Source organism: Herbaspirillum sp. CAH-3 (genome assembly GCF_009668275.1).
In the GTDB taxonomy this organism is placed as follows: Bacteria; Pseudomonadota; Gammaproteobacteria; order Burkholderiales; family Burkholderiaceae_D; genus Herbaspirillum; species Herbaspirillum aquaticum.
Genome location: NZ_VSWE01000007.1, coordinates 85,751 through 106,094 on the forward strand (window position 1 = coordinate 85,751; position 20,344 = coordinate 106,094).

Here is a 20,344-nt window from a genome sequence, read left to right on the forward strand (position 1 = left end):
TGGCGAGGGTTTTTTATCGGGCGTTGCCGGTGTGCCGGTCTTACCAGATCTTCCACCAGGGCTTGGCCTTCTGCTTGGGGCCACCGGTGTACCAGGGGCTGTTGGGATAGGTTGCCTGGATGATGCGTTCGGTGTCTTCCTTCAGCTTGGTCTGGCCCAGGGCTTCGTAGGAGCGCATCAGGATGAACAGCGCCTCTTCATTGGCCGGGGAGTCCGGATATTGCTTGATGGCAGCCTGCGCACGGTTGGCGGCCGACACGTAGGCGCCACGGCGGAAGTAGTAGTTGGCTACGTGGACGTCGTACTGGGACATCGCATTGACCAGGTATTTCATGCGGGCAATGGCGTCCGGGGTGTACTTGCTGTCCGGGAAACGTTCAGCCAGCAGCTTGAACGAATCGAAGGCGTCACGCATGGCCTTGGGATCGCGCTCAGTGTTGTCCTGGTCGGTGAAGGTGTCGAAGATGCTGGTGCGATCATTGAAGTTGATCAGGCCACGCAGGTAATACATGTAGTCGACATTGGGGTGGTTCGGGTGCAGCTTGATGAAGCGGTCCACCGCTGCCAGGCCTTGCGCCTGCTCGTTCTGGCGGTAATAGGCGTAGGCGATGTCCATCTGCGCCTGCTGGGCGTAAGTGCCGAAGGGGTAGCGCGATTCCAGCTTCTCGAAGTACTTGATGGCCTTGTCGTAGCCGCCGGCATTCAGTTCATCCTTGGCTTCCGAGTATAATTTCGAGGCAGACCAGCCGACCGTCTCGTCTTTTTGTTCCGGCAAGAGGCCGCAGGCGGTGAGCGAGAGGGCAAAACCGATGATGAAGAACTTCAATAAGATTTTGTGCATGACTCTTGTGTGCTTGTCTGGGACTATCAGTTGTGCATGGCGCTGTGCGCCTACCCGAGCCGGCTGCATCGATACCCGAAATACAATCAACCCGATCCGGCGATTATAGCTGATGTCACGTAAGAAACCCCTTCCGATTACAAATGGCGATGAGCCTGTAAAGACCGACCTCCCGCTGGAGGACGATTTCGATGACGGCGAGCAAGCCGGCAACGAAAGCGTCTCCGGCCTGGAGCCCCTGAGTTTCCGCCTCGACGATGAGGTGATCGGCCAGCGGCTGGACAAGGTCCTCTCTGGCCTGATGCCCGAATTTTCGCGCAGCCGCATCCAGCAATGGATCGAAGACGGCCACGTCACCGTGGACGGTGCGCCCGCCAAGGGCAAGATGACCATGCTGGGCGACGAGCTGGTGGAGGTGGCGCCGCAATCGGTGCCGGCCGACCAGCCTTATGCCCCGGAAGCCATGGCGCTGGACATCCTGCACGAGGACAAGTCCATCATCATCTTGAACAAGCCCGCCGGCCTGGTGGTGCATCCTGCCGCCGGCAACTGGAGCGGCACGCTGTTGAACGGCCTGCTGCATCATTGCCCGGGCCTGGCCAACGTGCCGCGCGCCGGCATCGTGCACCGGCTGGACAAGGAAACCAGCGGCCTCATGGTGGTGGCCAAGACCCTGGCCGCCCAGACCGACCTGGTGCGCCAGTTGCAGGCGCGCAGCATGAAGCGCCAGTACCTGGCCCTGGTCTGGGGCCTGCCGCAGCTCTCCGGCACCATCAATGCGCCGATGGCGCGCCATCCGCGCGACCGCATCAAGATGGCGGTGTCGCAAAGCATGCGCGCCAAGCCGGCCGTGACCCATTACCGTCGCCTGGCCACTGGCGAGATCGACCGCAAGCCGGTCAGCCTGGTGCATTGCCGCCTGGAAACCGGCCGTACCCACCAGATCCGCGTGCACCTGCAGTCGCTGGGCTTCGCGCTGGTGGGCGATGCGCTGTACGGCAAGCAGCACCTGGCTTCGGTCTTCCCGCGCCAGGCCTTGCTGGCCGGCCGCCTGGGCCTGGTGCATCCGACCTCCGGCAAGTTCCGGCAGTGGGCCGCACCCTTGCCGGCGGATATCGAAGCCCTGCTCAAGAGCGCCAACATCGACCCGGCCCTGGCGGTCATCCCGGAGATGAGCGAGGAGGCCGACCCGGTCCTGGGCGACTATGACGAAGACGATGACGACTATTGAGCGAGCCCGCCCATGCAACTGCTGATCCCCGACTGGGCCGCACCCGGCAACGTCGCTGCCCTTACCACCCTGCGTGAAGGTGGTTTCAGTGCCGCACCCTATGGCGACGGCCAGGGTGGGGGCGGCCTGAACCTGGGAACGCATGTCGACGATGACCCCGCCCTGGTGGCGCGCAATCGTGCGCTGCTGCGGCGCTTGCTGCCGTCTGAGCCGGCCTGGTTGACGCAGGTGCATGGCGTGGCCGTGCTTGATGCAGCCGCATTGCCCGACCAGCCCACGGCCGATGCCTGCATCAGCAGTACGCCCGGCGCGGTGTGCGTGATGATGACAGCCGATTGCCTGCCGGTGCTGTTCTCTGATCGCGCCGGCACGGTGGTCGGTGCGGCCCATGCGGGTTGGCGCGGACTGGCCGCCGGTGTGCTCGAAGCCACCGTGGCCGCCATGCGCGCGCGTGGTGCGCAGGACATCATCGCCTGGCTGGGGCCGGCCATCGGGCCGGAACAGTTCGAGGTCGGGGCCGAAGTGCGCGAGGCCTTCCTGGCGCAGCAGTCCACGGCGCAACAGGCCTTCCGCGCTTATCCCGGCCGTCCCGGCAAGTACCTGGCCGACATCTATACGCTGGCCCGCCAGCGGCTGGCCGGCGTGGATGTGCATGAGGTCAGCGGTGGTGGACTGTGTACCGTCACTGATCCGCGTTTCTATTCATATCGGCGCGACAAGACCACCGGGCGCATGGGCTCGCTGATCTGGCTCAAGTGATGATGGCGGCTCTGCGGAGCCGCCATTTTTCTTGATCCCGGATGCTTCAGGCGTGGCGCTGCAAGGCCAGGATCAGCTCGCGCGTATGCCCTGGCAAGCCTTCCAGTCCGCGCACGCAGATGAGCAGCTGGCGCCGGCTCCAGCCGTCGGTGAGCGGGATGGCGCGAATGTCCATGTGCGCCGCGCAGTCCTGGGCCGCCGTCGCCGGCATCACGGCCACGCCGACCTGATGCTCCACCATGCGGCAGATGCCATCGAAACTGCGCAGCCGCACGCGGTATTGCAGGCGCCGGCCCGCGCGGGTGGCATGGCCGGAGAGGTGCTGCTGCAGCGCGCTGTCGCCGGACAATCCGACGAAATCCTCCCCCAGCAATTCGCTGAAGGCCAGGGACTTGCGCCGTGCCAGCGGATGCTTCTTTGACAGCACTGCCACCAGGTGGTCCTGGCGGAAGGGGTAGGTCTGCAGCGGTCCACTGTCGGTGGAGTCGGCGATGATGCCGACATCGGCCACCCCGTCGACGACCGCCTGCACCACTTCATAGCTCAGTTTTTCTTCCAGTTCGATATCGGTGTGCGGATGCCGCGCCAGGAAGCGCGCCAGCACCTCCGGCAGGAACTCGGTCATGGCCGAGGTATTGCACAAGAGTCGGATGTGACCCTTGAGGCCCTGCGCATACTGGCCAAGTTCATCGCGCAGTTGCTCCATCTGCTGCGCCATCATGCGTGCGTGATGGGCCAGGGCGCGGCCCGCATCGGTGGTCTGTACGCCGCGCCGGCCGCGCTCCAGCAAGGCCGTCCCCAGCGCATCTTCCATGTTGCGGATGCGCGCACTGGCCGAGGCCAGCGCCATGTGGGCGCGTTCGGCCCCGCCGGTGATGCTGCCGCTTTCCACGATGTGCAGGAAAAGACGCAGGTCGGACAATTCGAAGCGATGGCTCATCGGCGTACTGGTTGAAGGGAAGAAGGGGGCATCTCGACGTTGTGCCTTCGGCCAGGCCGAAGGCTGGCTAAGTGTATTCCACATTTCCAGCGCGGGCGAGGACTGGCAGACTGAGAAACCTTGCTACCCCCGCTGCCTTGTCATCCCGGTTCCATTCCTGCCATGCCCAGCCTGCTTTCCCTCGTCGACATGAATGCCACCGTGCTTGCCGTGAGCCTGGCCGTGTTCCTGTTGGCCGGCTTCGTCAAGGGCGTCATCGGACTGGGTTTGCCGACGGTGGCGGTCGGATTGCTGAGCCTGGTGATGCCGCCGGTGCAGGCAGCGGCGCTGCTGATCGTGCCGTCGATGGTCACCAATGGCTGGCAGCTGGCCACCGGCGGTGCGTTCCTGATGCTGGCCAAGCGCCTGTGGGCGCTGCTTGCGGGCGTGGTGGTCGGCACCCTGGCCGGTGCCGGGTTCATGCGCGCCGATGGCGGACGCCATGCCATCGTGGTGCTGGGCGTGGCGCTGATGCTGTATGCGCTGGCCGGCCTGGCGGCCTGGACGCCGACGGTGCAGCCTCGCCACGAGCGCTGGTGGTCGCCCGTCATCGGCCTGATGACTGGCCTCGTGACCGCCGCTACCGGCGTATTCGTCATCCCGGTGGTGCCGTACCTGCAGGCGCTGGGCTTGCCGCGCGATCAACTGATCCAGGCGCTGGGACTGTCCTTTACGGTGTCTACCGTGGCCCTGGCGGTGAACCTGGGGCAGGGCGGAGCCTTCAGCGCAGGCGTAGGCTGGGTTTCGCTGATCGTGCTGGTGCCAGCCTTGCTGGGCATGGCGCTGGGCACCCGCGTGCGGGGGCTGGTGCGGGCTGCCACCTTCCGGCGCTGCTTCTTCATCGGCTTGCTGCTGCTGGGCTTGCACCTGGCCTGGCACCTGCCCGACCTGCTGGAGGCGGGACGATGAGGCCGGTTTCCAGGCAGCCCTGCGGCTGGCAGATCGAAGGTCCCAAAGAGCGGCATGCCAATGAAGTCCACGTCTACGCCTGGCTCGATGGCAGCATGATCGCCATGCTTGATTGTGAGTTACGTGACAGTGGAGGGTTGAAGTTACGTATGGCCTATGTCTCGCCGCCCTGGCGTGGATCAGCCGTTTTGCGCGACATGCTTGCCGTACTGAAACCCCGCTATCGCCAGATTGTCTTGCGGCGGGTGGCGCGGCGCTGAACCGCGTCCTATTCTTTTGCTGAGTTTTGCTGCTCGCACCCGACGCATGATGCAGTGCGCAAACCGGCGCGGTTCGGGCGTCTCAAGCTCACGATGATGGTGCGCGCTGATCCCTTTTTCTAAGTTTTCAACGCCAGCCTTGCCGGCCCCTGCATTCACGCGTGCGGATCATGCGGCGTATCCAAGTTGGGATCGGACTCGCGTTTAACGGAACGGTCATCTTTGATTTCTTCCTTGCGCTCGGCTGCCAATTTCTTCATCTTTTGACGATTCCGCTTGCGTTGCGGCGTACCCATCAGGTATAAAACGATGGTCAGGGGAATTATCCCGTACAGCAGGAAAGTGGCGACGCCAGCGACCGCCGACTGTTCGGTGATCGACATCATGAAGACGACGTAGAGCCATGCGATAGCGACGATGACCATGGTGAAATGCGCGTCGAGACAAACCGTAACGATACGCGAAAATTGCAGATCCGAGCATGAACAAGCAGAATCCGCAGCAACCCTCTCCCGATGTATCCGCGTGGCTGGCACAGATGTCCGATCCGAAATTCTGGACCTCGCTGCAGTCCCAATTCCAATCCCAGTTCGAGCAATTCAAGTCGCATTTGCCGCCCATGCCCGCGATGCCGGGCATGCCGCAGATGCCGGGCTTCCAGGGTTTTCCTGGTGGCGCGATGCCGCCCGGTGCCGGGCAGATCGACCCAACGGTCCTGCTCAAGCAACTCGGCGACCTGGGGGCAAGCCTCGATCCCGCCGAGCTGGTCCGCCTGCAGCAGGACTACACCCGCGAATTCGGTGAGCTGTGGCAGTCGATGCTGGCGGCCAAGACGCCGGCCATCACCGACCGCCGCCTGTCGGCGCCGGCCTGGCAGGAACATCCTTACTTCGCGTTCCAGGCAGCGGCCTACCAGTTGAATTCCCGCTTCCTGCTGGCGCTGGCCGATGCGGTCAAGGGCACCGAGAAGGTGCGCCACAAACTGCGTTTTGCGGTGCAGCAGATGATCGATGCGATGTCTCCTGCGAACTTCCTGGCGACCAATCCGGTGGCACAGCAGAAGATCCTGGAGACGCGCGGCGAGAGTCTCACGCAAGGCATCGCCCAGCTGCTGGCCGACCTGCAGAAGGGTCACATCTCCCAGACCGATGAAACGGCGTTCGAGGTCGGCCGCGATGTGGGCGCCAGTGCGGGTTCGGTGATCTTCGAGAACGAGCTGTTCCAGCTGATCCAGTACGCGCCGCTGACCAAGACCGTGCATTCGGTGCCGCTCCTGATCGTGCCGCCCTGCATCAACAAGTTCTACATCCTCGACCTGCAGCCGCAGAATTCGCTGGTGCGCTATACGGTAGAGCAGGGGCACACGGTGTTCCTGATTTCCTGGCGCAACGCCGATGCGGCCGTCGAGACTGCCACCTGGGAAAACTACGTGGACGACGCCGTGGTGCGTTCCATCCATATCGTCCAGGAGATCAGCAAGCAGCCGCAGATCAACGCCCTCGGCTTCTGCGTCGGCGGCACCATCCTTTCCTGCGCGCTGGCGCTGCTGGCTGCGCGCGGTGAAGATCCGGTGGCCAGCCTGACGCTGTTGACGACCTTCCTCGATTTCTCCGACACCGGTGCCATCGACGTCTACATCGACGAGATGCAGCTGGCCCTGCGCGAGCAGATGATCGGCCAGCGTGGCCTGATGGCCGGGCGCGATTTTGCCAGCGCCTTCTCCAGCCTGCGTCCCAACGACCTGCTGTGGAACTACGTCGAATCGAATTACCTGAAGGGCGAAAAGCCCAGCGCCTTCGACCTGCTGTACTGGAATGCCGACAGCACCAACCTGCCGGGTCCGATGTTCTGCTACTACCTGCGGCACATGTACCTGGAGAACGCACTCAAGGAGCCGGGCCGCCTGACGGTGGGCGGCGAGAAGATCGACCTGCGCAAGATCACTGCGCCGGCCTTCATCTATGCCTCGCGCGATGACCACATCGTGCCCTGGAAATCGGCCTACGCCTCGCTGGACCTGATCAATGCCGGCAAGCGCAGCAACAGCCGCTTCGTGCTGGGGGCCTCGGGCCACATTGCCGGCGTGATCAATCCGGCTTCCAAGAACAAGCGCAATTACTGGGTCAACGACAAGGCCAAGGCCGGCAGCGATGCCGATGCCTGGATGGCTGGTGCCAGCGAACACCCCGGCAGCTGGTGGGGCGAGTGGGCTGCTTTCCTGGCCAAGCATGGCGGACGGAAGGTGGCCGCACCCAAGAACCCTGGTTCGACGCGCTACAAGCACATCGAACCGGCGCCAGGACGCTACGTCAAGGCCAAGGCCGACCAGCTGGTGGCCTGACACGAATCAGCCAGCCGGCCACTACGACTGACAGAAGCCGGCGGCATTGATGAAAAGAGGGCGGTGACCCATGCGGGCCCGCCGACAGAGAGAGACGGCTGGCAGCGCTTCCGCGGCGCAGCAGGGCCTGACAAGACAAAGGAAAGTTCTTCGGGCGAGGGACTTCCACCAATGCGGCGCACAGCAGACGCGAAAGAGGGGAGCAGGGCTTTCCCCGATAAATCATCATCCCAATAGGAGGCAGCACAATGAGCAAGCGTATCGCATATGTGACCGGTGGCATGGGCGGCATCGGAACCGCCATCTGCACCCGTCTGTGCAAGGACGGCTACACCGTGGTGGCCGGCTGCGGCCCCAATTCCACCCGCAAGGACACCTGGCTGGCGGCCATGCGCGCCCACGGCTACGACATCCATGCATCCGAGGGCAACGTCTCGGACTGGGAATCCACCAAGGCAGCCTTCGAAAAGGTGCGCGCCGAGATCGGCGAAGTGGACGTGCTGGTCAACAACGCCGGCATTACCCGTGATGGCCAGTTCCGCAAGATGAGCAAGGCAGACTGGGACGCCGTCATCGATACCAACCTGAATTCGCTCTTCAACGTTACCAAGCAGGTCATCGAGGGCATGTGCGAGCGTGGCTTTGGCCGCATCATCAACATCTCCTCGGTCAACGGCCAGAAGGGCCAGTTCGGCCAGACCAACTACTCTACCGCCAAGGCCGGTATCCACGGCTTCACCATGGCGCTGGCACAGGAAGTGGCGACCAAGGGCGTGACCGTCAATACGGTCTCGCCTGGCTACATCGGTACCGACATGGTGCGCGCGATCCGTCCGGAAGTGCTGGAGAAGATCGTCTCCGGCATTCCCGTCAAGCGCCTGGGCGAGCCGGAGGAAATCGCCTCCATCGTCGCCTGGATCGCCTCGGCTGAAGGCGGCTACGCCACCGGCTCGGACTTCTCGCTCAACGGCGGCCTGTACATGGGCTGATGACGTCGTCGACGGCCACGCACGCGGCAGTGCCGCAAGCGTGGCCGTTTTTACGTGTGCCGCAGGCTGGGATTTTGTCAGTCTGGCACGTCAGGGCTCCCCTTTTGCCGCTCTTCACCCCTATAATGGCTTGCGTTGCTGCCCTGCAAAAAGCAGGCGGCAGACAGCAGGAGAGAGAAGAAGCAAGGAGAGGACAGCGCAATGTCCCGGACGCCTGCGGGTGAGGACTGCATCGAAGCCACCCGCCACCGCTGCAAACCAAGGCCGGCAAGACGGCTGCAATGAGAGAGAGACTGGACTTCAGATGACTACTGCAAAAAATTCGGCAGATCGCTTGATCAAGAAGTACCCCAACCGCCGACTTTACGATACCCAGACCAGTTCCTACATTACGCTCACCGACGTGAAGCAACTGGTGCTGGACAATGAAGAATTCACCGTGGTCGATGCCAAGAGCGGCGACGACCTGACCCGCAGCATCCTGCTGCAGATCATCCTGGAAGAAGAGTCGCACGGCGTGCCGATGTTCTCCAGCGGCGCGCTGTCGCAGATCATCCGCTACTATGGCCATGCCATGCAGGGCATGATGGGCAACTACCTGGAAAAGAACATCCAGACTTTCATCGACATCCAGAACAAGCTGGCTGAAAATTCCAAGGGCTTCTATGAAGGCAAGCCCTTCAGCCCCGAGATGTGGACGCAGTTCATGAATGTGCAAGGTCCGATGATGCAAGGCATGATGAGCAACTACATCGAACAGAGCAAGAACCTGTTCATCCAGATGCAGGAGCAGATGCAGAGCCAGACCAAGAACATGTTCGGCACCTTCCCCTTCGGTGCTCCCGGCACGCCGCCGGACCAGAAGAAGTAAACGTCCATTCTGCCGCTTGCCGGTACCGGCTGGTACCGGCAAAACTTCAGCGGCCCTTTGAAGCGAAGCCGGATGGATCGCTTGGCCTGCCGGAGTCGGTGCTGTCGTCTGGCATCCAGGCAAGCATCGTCGCCAAGCCGTTCATTGCTCCAGGCTCTCATTTTCCCTTTCTTCCCCCGTCAGCATGACAACAGGCAAAGCCGCAGGCAGTGCCGTGAGTGCATGCGTCGTGCCAGCAAGCGCTTGATGATGCGAAATTCACTCTGACCAACGCTGATGCGGACGATGTCGGCCGGCTCAGAAGTGGTGGGCGTGCGACTGGATCAGGTCGATCAGGAAATCCGCCGTCGCGCGAATGCGGGGTGCCCTGCGCACATCGGCATGCATGACCAGATAGAGCGGGCAGGGCGGTGGCGTCTCCTGCATGGGGACGGCCACCAGCCGAGTCTCTTCTGCCACCATGAAACGCGGCAAGAGCGCCAGGCCGATCCCGGACACCGCAGCGTGGCACATGGCATGAATGTCATTGGTCCGCAACGCGTATCGAGGTCGGTCCGCCTGGTTCTCCAGCCAGGCTTTCTGGCGGCAGGGGCTGTCCTGGTCGAGGCCGATGAAACTGCGCTCCGATTGCGGCCGCTCCAGCCACGCCGGCGTTGCATAGACGCCGTAGCTCACGTTGCACAACAGGCGCGCCACCAACTGAGGGCTGCCAGGCTCGACCATGCGTAATGCGATATCCGCTTCTCCGCGCGTCAAGTCGACGCCGCGTGTCTCCCCGATCACCTCCAGCTCGATATCGGGATATTTCTCCTGGAAAGCAGGCAGTCGGGGAACGAGAAAATCACTCATCAGAATCGGCGGTGCCGACACACGCACCTTGCCCGACAACGTGGTGCTGGTCAGCGCGGCGCGCCACAGTGAGTGCATTTCCTGTTCCAGCAGTTCGGCCTGTTTGGACAGTTCGGCGCCTTCCTTGGTCAATACCCATCCTCGCGCCAGGCGATCAAACAGTTTGACCCTCAGCGTCTTTTCAAGATTGTCCACGTGACGCGCGACCGTCGAATGCTCGACCTTCAGCACCCTGGCCGACGCTGACAGGCTCCCCTCACGGCTCAAGGTCAGAAAGTATCGAACATCGTCCCACTGCAAAGTATTCATCGGGGTATTTACGCCCAGAGGGCGACTATTTTTTGGGAATTCCTGCCGCGAAATCGTCGCATTAAAGTCATGGCTCGATTTTGTTCAAGGAGGAACTACAGCATGAAGATTTTGCATATCAATTCGTCCTCGCGTGGCGCAGAGAGCCGTTCGTTACAGCTTGCAGACGTGTTCCTGCGTGAACTGCAGAAGCGCAAGGCCGTTGAAGTGGACCGGTTCGATCTGTTCTCCGGCGAGCTGCCCGAATTCGGCGAGCTGGCCGTCGGTGCCAAGATGGCGATGTTTGCCGGCGTCGAAGCGACGTTTGAACAAAAAGCCGCATGGGCTGGCATCAAGGCGGTATTTGATCGGTTTGCGTCTGCCGATGCTTACCTGATCAATGTTCCCCTCTGGAACAACGGACTGCCCTACGTCCTCAAGCAATTCATTGATGTCGTCACCCAGCCGGGCTGGGCATTCGGCTTCGATCTCGAGACGGGATACAGCGGCCTGCTCAAGGACCGAAAGGCTTGCATCATACATGCGAGCGGTGTGTATCACCGTAGCATTCCGGCGAATTTTGGGTCGGACTTTAGTACTCCCTATCTGTCGGACTGGCTGCAGTTCGTGGGCTTGGAGGAAGCCGATATTCACCAGATTCACTATGCGCCTACGGTCGTCAATGCCGATCCGGAAGGGACCCGGCAACAGGTGGAGCAGCAGGTGGCCGGCATCGCCTCCCGCTTCTGATCCTGAAGCAGCTCCACGAATGAGACCGCACCGATTGCCGTCAAGACAGGACAGAAATAGGCAAATTCGAGCGCCGGGAAGCGGACGATGTACAATAGCGCCCTGATTTTTAAAGCATTTTTCGCTTTTTCCCGTATTTTCGGCCGTTTGCGGCCCGTCTCACTGAGCCTTCTGCCATGTCCAACCCGTCTTCTCCCGCCACCCCGGCCTTGCCCAAGGTCGGCTTCGTCTCCCTCGGCTGCCCCAAGGCACTGGTCGATTCCGAACAGATCCTGACCCAGCTGCGCGCCGAAGGCTACGATACCGCCAAGTCCTACGACGGCGCCGACCTGGTGATCGTCAATACCTGCGGCTTCATCGACGCCGCCGTGCAGGAGTCGCTGGATGCCATCGGTGAAGCCCTGAACGAAAACGGCAAGGTCATCGTCACCGGTTGCCTGGGCGCCAAGAAGGATGCTGACGGCGACGACATCATCCAGAAGATCCACCCCAAGGTCCTCGAAGTGACCGGCCCCCACGCCGTGGGCGAAGTCATGCAGGCCGTGCACAAGCACCTGCCCAAGCCGCATGCCCCTTTCATCGACCTGGTGCCGCCGCAGGGTGTCAAGCTGACCCCCAAGCATTTCGCCTACCTGAAGATTTCTGAAGGCTGCAACCATCGCTGCAGCTTCTGCATCATCCCCTCCATGCGCGGCGACCTGGTCTCGCGTCCCATCGCCGACGTCATGCTGGAGGCCGAAAACCTCTTCAAGGCCGGCGTCAAGGAATTGCTGGTGATCTCCCAGGACACCAGCGCCTATGGCGTGGATGTGAAGTTCCGTACCGGTTTCTGGAACGGCAAGCCGATCAAGACCCACATGACCCAGCTGGTCGGTGCCCTGGGCGAACTGGCCCAGCAGTATGGCGCCTGGGTGCGCCTGCACTATGTGTATCCGTACCCGCACGTGGACCAGATCATTCCGCTGATGGCCGAAGGCAAGATCCTGCCCTACCTGGACGTGCCGCTGCAGCATGCCCATCCGGACGTGCTCAAGCGCATGAAACGCCCCGCCAATGGCGAGAAGAACATCGAGCGCATCCAGGCCTGGCGCGCCCTGTGCCCGGACATCACGATCCGCTCCACCTTCATCGCCGGCTTCCCCGGCGAGACCGAGGCTGAATTCGAGTACCTGCTGGACTTCCTGAAGGAAGCCGAGATCGATCGCCTGGGCTGCTTCGCCTATTCCCCGGTGGAAGGTGCGACCGCCAACGAGATCGCCAATCCGGTGCCGGAAGAAGTGCGCGAAGAACGCCGTGGTCGCGTCATGCAGTTGCAGGAAGAAATCTCCAAGAAGCGCCTGCAAGCCAAGGTCGGCAAGACCCTGCGCGTGCTCATCGATGAAGTGGACCGCAATGGCGGCACCGGCCGCACCTATTCGGATGCACCGGAGATCGATGGCGTGGTCTACGTCAAGCCGCCGTTCGAACCCCATCGCAAGCTGGAAGTGGGCCAGTTCGTCGACGTGCGCATCACCGCCGCCGATGCCCACGACCTGTGGGGCGCAGCTGAGTGATGCGCTCGCTCCTGACGGCGCTGGTGCTGTGCTGTGCCAGCGTGCTCACGCCGGCGCGGGCGGCCACCGCCGGCCCCGCCGCCAATGCGCCTGAAGGTTCCCTGCAGAAGACCCTGATGACCCACGCCCTGGTGCTGCGCGGCCAGATCGACGGGCGCGACATCCAGCTCTCGTTGCAGCCCAAGAAGAATGAGGACGGTCTCGAAGGGCGCTACTTCTTCTTCGGCGGCTCACCCGAAATCCTGGTGGCCGGCGAGGTCGAGGGCGATGACCTGTTGATGGAAGAATCGATCAACGGCAAGGATGTCTCCGGTCAATGGGAAGGGCACCGCCAGGGCCAGTCCATCACCGGGACCTGGTCCAGCGCCGATGGCAGCATCAGCAAGCCCTTTGCCTTGCAGTTGCCCTGAGCGCCGGCAGGCCGCGAAGGCCAAACGACGGCGCTGACAGGCGATATGAAACAGGCTTCATGCTGTTACGCCATTGTCGCCATTTCACGGGCCATCCGGCCGCTTCTGTTGCTTTCGATGTGAACAAGCTGCGCGTATAGTGAGACCTTTGCGCCCCGTCCCTGGGGCGCCATCGTTTCCAGAGGCAGATCCGTGTCCGATTCCAAAGCAACGTCCCCCGCATCCTCTCTCCCGCTCGACCCCCAGACCGCACTGGTCCACAGCAGCTACCGCGCCCCGGAGGGGTTTGAAGCCTTCCCGGTCGGCATCCATCATGCCTCTACCGTGCTCTTTCCCAACGTGGCCGCCATGCGTTCGCGCGACTGGCGCGAAAAGCTGGGCTACACCTACGGTTTGCACGGCACCCCGACCAGCTTCGTGCTGGAAGCGCGGCTGGCCGAGATCGAGGGGGGTACCTATTGCCGGGTCACGCCCAGTGGCCTGGCCGCCATCGCCATGGTCAACTTCGCCTTCTTGAAAAGCGGCGACGATGTGCTGCTGCCGGATAACGTGTATGGCCCCAGCAAAGACCTGGGCCAGTGGCTGGAGCGCGATTTCCAGATCACCGCACGCTTCTATGATCCGATGATCGGTGCCGGCCTGGCCGACCTGATCCAGCCCAATACCCGCCTGGTGTGGACAGAGGCGCCGGGCTCGGTGTCCATGGAAGTGCCCGATATCCCGGCCCTGTGCCGCGCCGCCCATGAGAAGGGCGTGCTGGTGGCCATCGACAATACCTGGGCCGCCGGCATCGCCTTCAAGGCCTTCGAGCACGGCGTCGACATCGTCATGCAAGCGGTCACCAAGTACCAGTCCGGCGGCTCGGATGTGCTCATGGGCGCGGTCATCGTGCGCGACCAGGCGCTCAACGAGAAGCTGGAACTGGCCCACATGCGCCTGGGCTTCGGCGTGGGCATGGATGACGTCTACATGGTCTTGCGCAGCCTGTCCTCGATGCGCCTGCGTTTCGAGGCCCACGACGCGGCCGCGCGCAAGGTCGCGGCCTGGCTCAAGCAGCGCCCGGAAATCGTGGCGGTGCTGCACCCGGCCTTTGAGGATTGCCCCGGGCACGCCCACTGGAAGCGTGACTTCACGGGCGCGGGCGGTTTGTTCTCGGTCATTTTCGATTCCCGTTACAGCGAAGAGCAGACCGACCGCTTCGTCGACAGCCTGCAGCTCTTCAAGATCGGCTACAGCTGGGGCGGGGCGCATAGCCTCTGCGTGCCCTACCGCATGCGTGGCATGCGCCGCCAGTGGCAGCGTGAAGGCGTGCTGGTGCGCTTCAACATCGGGCTGGAAGCGCCCGCCGACCTCATTGCCGATATCGAGCAGGCGCTGGGCAAGCTGTAAGCCGCTCTCCCGCCTGGTGCCACGTCAGCGCGCAGCAGGCGGGCAGGGGGGGGCTGCGCATCCCATTGCTCAGTTTGCACGCAAGAAATTGAATAAAGGTAAATGTCGCATCTGTTTATCGATTTGAGACCTCCAGGCGCGTCATAAAATGGTAGTAATTCTCGATACGGGGTTGCACATCTTCAGGTTCGATGTGAGGACGTTGCGCAAAAGTCTTCAGCTTGCGTAAATCCTTGCAAGTTTTCTTCATCGACCTGCTGAAGGAAACTACAGTTGAACTCAGCAGTCTCATGAAAAATCTGGATGAGCTAGTCGTCCCCCAGCAACATTCGAAGAGAAAACCTCGAAGATTTACAATTTATTTTGTTTCTTGTGTGACAACTTTGTTTTGTCATTTCAACCAAGAAAGCTTTTGATCGGGAAATTCCTGATTGTCGCTGAAAGTCGCGAGCCTGCTCAGTCTTCCTCGCACAGCACATGAAAGTTCATCAATATCCTCCCTCGCTGTAGGACAGACTCCTACAAGATGCTCCGGTCCGTTTCTGTCGAAAAATACCGACCAAGTCTAATTTCCCGCCTGTCCGCCCCCCCTCAGAATTGGCTTGCAGTCAAGTAAATGTAAGCGATTGTAAGCAGCTCGACGCAGCATTGCGCCGGGTGAGCCGTAGGAAGTTCTTACCGAGGTGGGGTGCAAATGAATACCAACGACATGATGGCGGAGATCCGCGATGCCAACCTGAGCTATCTCATGCTGGCGCAGCAAATGATCCGTTCGGACAAACCGACCGCAATCTTCCGTCTGGGCATCAGCGCCGAAATCGCCGATCTGATCGAAGGCCTGTCCAACGTGCAGATCATGAAACTGGCGGCGACCAACATGATGTTGACCCGTTTCCGTTTCGACGACGGCGCCATCCTCGGCATGCTGACCAACTACAACAAGGACAAGAGCCTGGCGCAGTCACACGCGGCCATCCTGATGGCGTGTCAGCCCGGCGAACAAATTTCGTAAAACAACAAGACAAAAAGCATGGCCGGCGTGGCCAGGGACAGTCAACGCGCCGGAGGGGAAGACGTTCTACACAGTTATTCAGTTTGAGTCTTGCATTCATGCCTGAAAGTTCGCCCGCCCAAGGTCGGCGAATTGGGGTCAGGCAGTTTTATTACGAAATCACCGGGGGGTAGCACCATGGCTAAGAAGAGCGTTGTCACAGAGGCGCAGGAAATTCAGCTGGCCATTGAACTGATCAACCTGGGGGCGCGCCTCCAGTTGCTGGAATCGGAAACTTCGCTGTCGCGTGAGCGCCTGCTGAAGCTGTACAAGGAATTGAAGGGCGTCTCGCCGCCCAAGGGCATGCTGCCGTTCTCGACGGACTGGTTCATCACCTGGCAGCCCAATATCCATTCGTCGCTGTTCATCAACATCCACCGCTATCTGGTGGAGCATGCCCGCATCAGTGGCATCGAGGCAGTGATGAAGGCCTACAAGCTGTATCTGGAGCAAGTCGGCTACAACGATGCCGGTGAGCCCGTGCTCTCGCTGACCCGTGCCTGGACGCTGGTGCGCTTCTTCGAAAGCAAGATGCTCATGACCACGCCTTGCTGCAAGTGCCATGGCCACTTCGTGGTGCATCGCCTGGACTTGCACCAGGACTACCTGTGCGGGCTGTGCCACATGCCGTCGCGTGCCGGCAAGACCAAGAAGGCCAAGGATGCGGTCATCATGGGTCTGGTCGAAGGCGCGCTGCCGGTCGCCGCTTCCGCGCCCCTGGCTGCCGAACCGGTGCTGGCCGCGGTGGCCTGAGCCAGCAGGGATGCACCAGTGCCTTGCTGCGTGCGAGCAGCAGGGCGGTAATGGGCCAGGGTGTTCAACCAAAAAAGAATAAGGCCGATTGCCTCGATGTCCGAACCTGAGAATCACCCCGGCGCCGGGCGCAGGCCCCTGTGGCAGGCGCCGGCCATCCAGGCCCTGTTGCTGTTCGTGCTGGGCCTGGTCGGTGCCAATGTGGCCGATGTGCTGCTCCAGCGCGCAGGCCTGGCGCCTCTTTCCCCCCTCCAGACTTCCTTGCTGCATGGTGTCTTGGCCGCCCTGCTGGCGCGCCTGCGCCGCATGGCGGCGTGGTGGTGGCTGATCCTGCTGGTATTCCCGGTGGCTGCATTGGGCGCGGGCCAGCTGCACCTGCCGTCGTGGGTGTTCCTGGCGGTGTTCCTGTTCATGCTGGTGCTGTTCTGGTCGACCTTTCGCAGCCAGGTGCCGTTCTATCCTTCCGGGCAGACTGCCTGGGATGCGGTGGCCGGACTGCTGCCAGAGGGGCGGCCGATCCGCTTCATGGATATCGGCAGCGGCCTGGGCGGTGCCGTGCTGGACCTGTCGCGCCGCCGGCCCGACAGTGAATTCACCGGTATCGAGATTGCACCCCTGCCATGGCTGGTAAGCCGGGTCAGGGCGGCGCTGGCGGGCAATCGCTGCCGCTTTGTACGCGGCGACTACCTGCTGCTCGATTTCGGCAACTATGACGTGGTGTTTGCCTACCTGTCGCCAGCGGCGATGGAGGCGCTGTGGCACAAGGCGCGCGCCGAGATGAAGCCGGGAACGCTGCTTCTGAGCTACGAATTCCATATCCACGGGACCACCCCGGATGTGGTGGTCGAGCCGGAGGACGGGGGCAGGGTGCTGCATGGGTGGCGCATGTGAGGGTGCGCAAGCAAGGAGAGCCTTTACAGGGGCTGCGAGACGCGACGTATCAAGTTTGCGCCAATTCAGCCGTAAATCGAAAAGGAAGGGCGTTTTTCGGATATGTATTCCCCCATTTGCTTGACTGGAATACCTGTAATCTGACGAACGTGAAAATACACTCAACGCCACAGGGACGGGAGTAGGCACTTGCTAGTCATCATTGGATATATCGTGGTCATGGGGTCCGTCTTCGGCGGCTTTGCCCTGTCGGGCGGCCACCTGGGGGCACTGTTCCAGCCACTCGAACTGCTCATGATCGGCGGCGCCGCGCTGGGCGCTTTCCTGGTCGGTAACAACAACAAGGCGATCAAGGCCACCATGAAGGCCTTGCCTACGGTCTTCAAGGGCAGCACCTACACCAAGGCGCTGTACATGGAGCTGATGGCACTGCTCTTCGAGATCCTCACCAAATCCCGTAAAGAGGGTTTGATGTCGATCGAAGGCGACATCGAAGAGCCGGAAAGCAGCCCCATCTTCAGCAAGTATCCGGGCGTGCTGGCGGACCATCACCTGATCGAATTCATGACCGACTACCTGCGCCTGATGGTCTCGGGCAACATGGATGCGTTCCAGATCGAAAACCTGATGGACAACGAAATCGAGACCCATCACCACGAGGGCGAGATTCCGGTGCACTGCATCGCCAAGCTGGGCGACGGCATGCCGGCTTTCGGTATCGTGGCAGCGGTGATGGGCGTGGTGCACACCATGGAATCGGTGGGCATCCCGCCCTCCGAGCTGGGTATGCTGATCGCGCACGCGCTGGTCGGTACCTTCCTCGGTATCCTGCTGGCCTACGGTTTCGTGGGCCCGCTCTCGAGCTTGCTGGAACAGAAGCTGCACGAATCGACCAAGATCTACCAGTGCGTGAAGGTGACGCTGCTGGCCAGCCTCAATGGCTATGCCCCGGCACTGTCGATCGAATTCGGCCGCAAGGTCCTGTTCTCGACCGAACGTCCGACCTTCCTTGAACTGGAAGAGCACGTCAAGCAGGCCAAGGGCAAGTAAGCGGTCGGCAGGCCGGCCCGGGGAGGCCGGCAGGCAGGGCGATTCACACAGACATCAGTATTGAAGCAGGAGCACAGGCATGGCCGACGAAGGTCTACGTCCCATTATCGTCAAGCGGATCAAGAAAGGCGGCGGGGGTCACCACGGTGGCGCCTGGAAGATTGCCTATGCCGACTTCGTGACCGCGATGATGGCCTTCTTCCTGCTGATGTGGCTGCTGGGTTCGACCGCCAAGGGCGACCTGAATGGTATCGCCGAATACTTCAAGACGCCGCTGAAGGTGGCCATGGCCGGTGGTTCCGGCAGTGGTGACGCCAACACGGTGCTGCCCGGCGGCGGCAAGGACTTGACCCGCCAGGACGGCCAGCTGCGCAAGGGCGAGAACGATGTGGTCTCGCGCAAGCAGAACCTGAAACAGGCACAGCAGGAGCTGGAGCGCGCCGAGCGCACCCGCCTGGAGGAACTGAAGTCGCGCCTGGAAAAGGCCATCGACTCCAACCCGACCTTGAAGCAGTTCAAGAACCAGCTGTTGATCGACATCACTTCGGAAGGCCTGCGCATCCAGATCGTGGACGAAAAGAACCGTCCCATGTTTGCCCTGGCCAGTGCGCAGTTGCAGCCCTACACCAAGGAAATCCTGCACGAGATCGGCCGCACCCTGAACGATGTGCCCAACAAGATCAGCCTGTCCGGCCACACCGATGCGACGCCTTATTCGCGCGGCGAGAAGGGGTACAGCAACTGGGAATTGTCGGCTGACCGTGCCAATGCCTCGCGCCGCGAACTCATTACCGGCGGCATGGATGAATCGAAGGTGCTGCGGGTGGTGGGCCTGTCCTCGGCGGTGCTGCTGGACAAGGAAGATCCGTTCAACCCGATCAACCGCCGCATCAGCATCATCGTGATGAACAAGAAGGCCGAAGAGCTGGTGGAAAAGGATAGTGGCTCCTTGAACGTGCCCACCGACGCCACCGATGACGACGTGCAGCAGGGACTGAGCGCGCCGCCGAAGAACTGACGGCAGGCACCGGGACGGGGTGGCTTGCGCAGGGTTTGCCAATGAAGCAGAAGTGTTCCAATTGAACAGGGGAAGAGAGCCGGATATGCCGACCAAGACCATGCTGCAGGAGCTCAAGCGCTTGTTGCTCGATACTGCCAGCGGCGGCAGCCGCCAATTGACGGAAGTGGAGTCGGACCTGGTCCAGACCAACATCCTGCTGGGCGAAGCCATCGGCAAGCTGGGCAACAGTTTCATGGAGCTGCACCGCGCGGTCCAGGCACAGCAGACCATCCTGGAAGGCCTGATGAATGGCAGCGGCCAGTTCGACAGCGACAGCATCGATCAGCTCAAGGTGACCCAGGGTGAAGTCAGCCACTATGTCAACGCGGCCGTGACCGGCCTGCAGTTCCAGGACATGACCAGCCAGTTGCTGGAGCGTATCGTACGCCGCGTGATCGGCCTGCGTGAGGCGCTGGGGGTCCTGAGTGCGAACAGCTTCGAGATCGTCCCGGAGCAGGGCCAGTCCGACGAAGAGGTCAGGGAATTGCTGGCCAGCACGGTGCAGGCCATCGAAGAGCGCCTCAACATGCTCGACACCGGGCTGTGGAAGGCAGTGCGCCAGACCCGCATGGAAAGTGGCGACATCGAGCTGTTCTGAGCGGTGGCTGGCTGAGTGGTACAAGATTGAACTAGGTCATTCCGGCCTTGGCTGGGCGATAGGTCGGTGGCCAAGGGTGCGGCATAATGCATACGCGCATGAGCCTTATTGAAGAAACAGGGAGTAACGATGTCCAAAACGATTCTCGCAGTAGATGATTCCGGGTCACTGCGTCAGATGGTGGTATTCAGTCTGAAAGCTGCGGGTTACAACGTGACCGAGGCGGTCGACGGGGTGGACGCGCTGGAAAAGGCCAAGACGCATACCTTCGACCTGGTCCTGACCGACCAGAACATGCCGCGCATGGACGGCCTGACCCTGATCCGCTCCCTGCGCGAGCTGACCAGTTACGCGCGCGTGCCCATCCTGATGCTGACCACCGAGTTCAGTGACGAGATGAAGGCCAAGGGCAAGGCCGCCGGCGCCAATGGCTGGCTGGTCAAGCCCTTCGACCCGCAGCGCCTGACCGAGGTGGTGCGCAAGGTGATCGGCTGATCTGTTGCCGGGACAAGAAGAAGATAC

Annotated in this window: 22 protein-coding genes; 18 read left to right on the top strand and 4 right to left on the bottom strand. The window is 61.7% G+C overall.

From position 1 onward, the window contains the following. Window positions 1–40: 40 nt before the first annotated feature. On the bottom strand, window positions 41–841 hold the full coding sequence (locus tag FYB76_RS10525; protein ID WP_154133613.1) for an outer membrane protein assembly factor BamD: 801 nt from the start codon (window positions 839–841) through the stop codon (window positions 41–43). A gap of 112 nt (window positions 842–953) precedes the next feature. On the opposite strand from FYB76_RS10525, the gene FYB76_RS10530 reads away from it, so the two are divergent. Together FYB76_RS10530 and pgeF are read left to right on the top strand one after the other, a co-directional pair. After that, window positions 954–2,072 (top strand): RluA family pseudouridine synthase, encoded by a 1,119-nt coding sequence (locus FYB76_RS10530; protein WP_088753333.1) that lies wholly within the window; start codon window positions 954–956, stop codon window positions 2,070–2,072. Between the two features lie 12 nt (window positions 2,073–2,084). Beyond that, window positions 2,085–2,831: a peptidoglycan editing factor PgeF gene (gene pgeF, locus FYB76_RS10535; RefSeq protein ID WP_154133614.1), complete on the top strand. Its 747-nt coding sequence runs from the start codon at window positions 2,085–2,087 to the stop codon at window positions 2,829–2,831. 46 nt (window positions 2,832–2,877) lie between these two features. Here the strand turns inward: pgeF and FYB76_RS10540 are convergent, their stop codons facing one another. Beyond that, window positions 2,878–3,771: a LysR substrate-binding domain-containing protein gene (locus FYB76_RS10540; RefSeq protein ID WP_154133615.1), complete on the bottom strand. Its 894-nt coding sequence runs from the start codon at window positions 3,769–3,771 to the stop codon at window positions 2,878–2,880. Window positions 3,772–3,933: 162 nt separating this feature from the next. On the opposite strand from FYB76_RS10540, the gene FYB76_RS10545 reads away from it, so the two are divergent. Together FYB76_RS10545 and FYB76_RS10550 are read left to right on the top strand one after the other, a co-directional pair. Then, window positions 3,934–4,719 carry a sulfite exporter TauE/SafE family protein gene (locus tag FYB76_RS10545; protein WP_154133616.1) on the top strand — a complete coding sequence of 262 codons (786 nt, stop codon included), beginning with the start codon at window positions 3,934–3,936 and terminating at the stop codon, window positions 4,717–4,719. Beyond that, window positions 4,716–4,979: a hypothetical protein gene (locus FYB76_RS10550; protein ID WP_154133617.1), complete on the top strand. Its 264-nt coding sequence runs from the start codon at window positions 4,716–4,718 to the stop codon at window positions 4,977–4,979. The genes FYB76_RS10545 and FYB76_RS10550 overlap by 4 nt, the downstream gene beginning before the upstream one ends. Window positions 4,980–5,134: 155 nt before the next feature. Here FYB76_RS10550 and FYB76_RS10555 read toward each other — a convergent pair whose 3' ends face one another. Further along, window positions 5,135–5,404 carry a hypothetical protein gene (locus tag FYB76_RS10555; RefSeq protein ID WP_088753338.1) on the bottom strand — a complete coding sequence of 90 codons (270 nt, stop codon included), beginning with the start codon at window positions 5,402–5,404 and terminating at the stop codon, window positions 5,135–5,137. A gap of 56 nt (window positions 5,405–5,460) precedes the next feature. On the opposite strand from FYB76_RS10555, the gene phaC reads away from it, so the two are divergent. The 3 genes from phaC (at window position 5,461) to phaR (ending at window position 9,180) form a co-directional block, all read left to right on the top strand. Beyond that, on the top strand, window positions 5,461–7,320 hold the full coding sequence (phaC, locus tag FYB76_RS10560; protein ID WP_154133618.1) for a class I poly(R)-hydroxyalkanoic acid synthase: 1,860 nt from the start codon (window positions 5,461–5,463) through the stop codon (window positions 7,318–7,320). Between the two features lie 248 nt (window positions 7,321–7,568). Further along, on the top strand, window positions 7,569–8,309 hold the full coding sequence (locus FYB76_RS10565) for a 3-ketoacyl-ACP reductase (RefSeq protein WP_058896064.1): 741 nt from the start codon (window positions 7,569–7,571) through the stop codon (window positions 8,307–8,309). A 304-nt stretch (window positions 8,310–8,613) separates the two neighbouring features. After that, window positions 8,614–9,180, top strand: a complete 567-nt coding sequence (gene phaR, locus FYB76_RS10570) for a polyhydroxyalkanoate synthesis repressor PhaR (RefSeq protein WP_008329998.1) — start codon at window positions 8,614–8,616, stop codon at window positions 9,178–9,180. 297 nt (window positions 9,181–9,477) lie between these two features. On the opposite strand, the gene FYB76_RS10575 is transcribed toward phaR, so the two are convergent. After that, the gene (locus FYB76_RS10575; protein WP_154133619.1) at window positions 9,478–10,338 is read right to left on the bottom strand and encodes a LysR family transcriptional regulator; all 861 of its coding nucleotides are present in this window, start codon (window positions 10,336–10,338) and stop codon (window positions 9,478–9,480) included. Between the two features lie 102 nt (window positions 10,339–10,440). Here FYB76_RS10575 and FYB76_RS10580 point away from each other — a divergent pair, with 102 nt between their 5' ends. The 11 genes from FYB76_RS10580 (at window position 10,441) to FYB76_RS10630 (ending at window position 20,317) form a co-directional block, all read left to right on the top strand. After that, on the top strand, window positions 10,441–11,067 hold the full coding sequence (locus FYB76_RS10580) for an FMN-dependent NADH-azoreductase (protein WP_154133620.1): 627 nt from the start codon (window positions 10,441–10,443) through the stop codon (window positions 11,065–11,067). A gap of 176 nt (window positions 11,068–11,243) precedes the next feature. Next, entirely contained in the window at window positions 11,244–12,620 is a 1,377-nt protein-coding gene (gene rimO / locus FYB76_RS10585; RefSeq protein WP_034334006.1) for a 30S ribosomal protein S12 methylthiotransferase RimO, read from the top strand. After that, window positions 12,620–13,030: a hypothetical protein gene (locus tag FYB76_RS10590; RefSeq protein ID WP_154133621.1), complete on the top strand. Its 411-nt coding sequence runs from the start codon at window positions 12,620–12,622 to the stop codon at window positions 13,028–13,030. Before rimO ends, FYB76_RS10590 begins: the two co-directional genes overlap by 1 nt. A gap of 192 nt (window positions 13,031–13,222) precedes the next feature. Continuing rightward, window positions 13,223–14,419 (top strand): cystathionine beta-lyase, encoded by a 1,197-nt coding sequence (locus FYB76_RS10595; protein ID WP_088753342.1) that lies wholly within the window; start codon window positions 13,223–13,225, stop codon window positions 14,417–14,419. Window positions 14,420–15,113: 694 nt separating this feature from the next. Continuing rightward, window positions 15,114–15,431: a flagellar transcriptional regulator FlhD gene (gene flhD / locus FYB76_RS10600; RefSeq protein WP_034334003.1), complete on the top strand. Its 318-nt coding sequence runs from the start codon at window positions 15,114–15,116 to the stop codon at window positions 15,429–15,431. 177 nt (window positions 15,432–15,608) lie between these two features. After that, a complete protein-coding gene (flhC, locus tag FYB76_RS10605; RefSeq protein ID WP_088753343.1) occupies window positions 15,609–16,223 on the top strand; it encodes a flagellar transcriptional regulator FlhC in 615 nt (204 codons plus the stop codon). Window positions 16,224–16,319: 96 nt separating this feature from the next. Then, window positions 16,320–17,114 (top strand): class I SAM-dependent methyltransferase, encoded by a 795-nt coding sequence (locus tag FYB76_RS10610; protein WP_154133622.1) that lies wholly within the window; start codon window positions 16,320–16,322, stop codon window positions 17,112–17,114. A gap of 189 nt (window positions 17,115–17,303) precedes the next feature. After that, the gene (gene motA / locus FYB76_RS10615) at window positions 17,304–18,164 is read left to right on the top strand and encodes a flagellar motor stator protein MotA (RefSeq protein ID WP_088753345.1); all 861 of its coding nucleotides are present in this window, start codon (window positions 17,304–17,306) and stop codon (window positions 18,162–18,164) included. Between the two features lie 79 nt (window positions 18,165–18,243). After that, entirely contained in the window at window positions 18,244–19,182 is a 939-nt protein-coding gene (gene motB, locus FYB76_RS10620; RefSeq protein ID WP_088753346.1) for a flagellar motor protein MotB, read from the top strand. 85 nt (window positions 19,183–19,267) lie between these two features. Further along, on the top strand, window positions 19,268–19,822 hold the full coding sequence (locus FYB76_RS10625; RefSeq protein WP_088753347.1) for a chemotaxis protein: 555 nt from the start codon (window positions 19,268–19,270) through the stop codon (window positions 19,820–19,822). A gap of 129 nt (window positions 19,823–19,951) precedes the next feature. Further along, window positions 19,952–20,317, top strand: coding sequence for a response regulator (locus FYB76_RS10630; RefSeq protein ID WP_006463269.1), 366 nt, complete (start codon window positions 19,952–19,954; stop codon window positions 20,315–20,317). Window positions 20,318–20,344 lie beyond the last annotated feature (27 nt).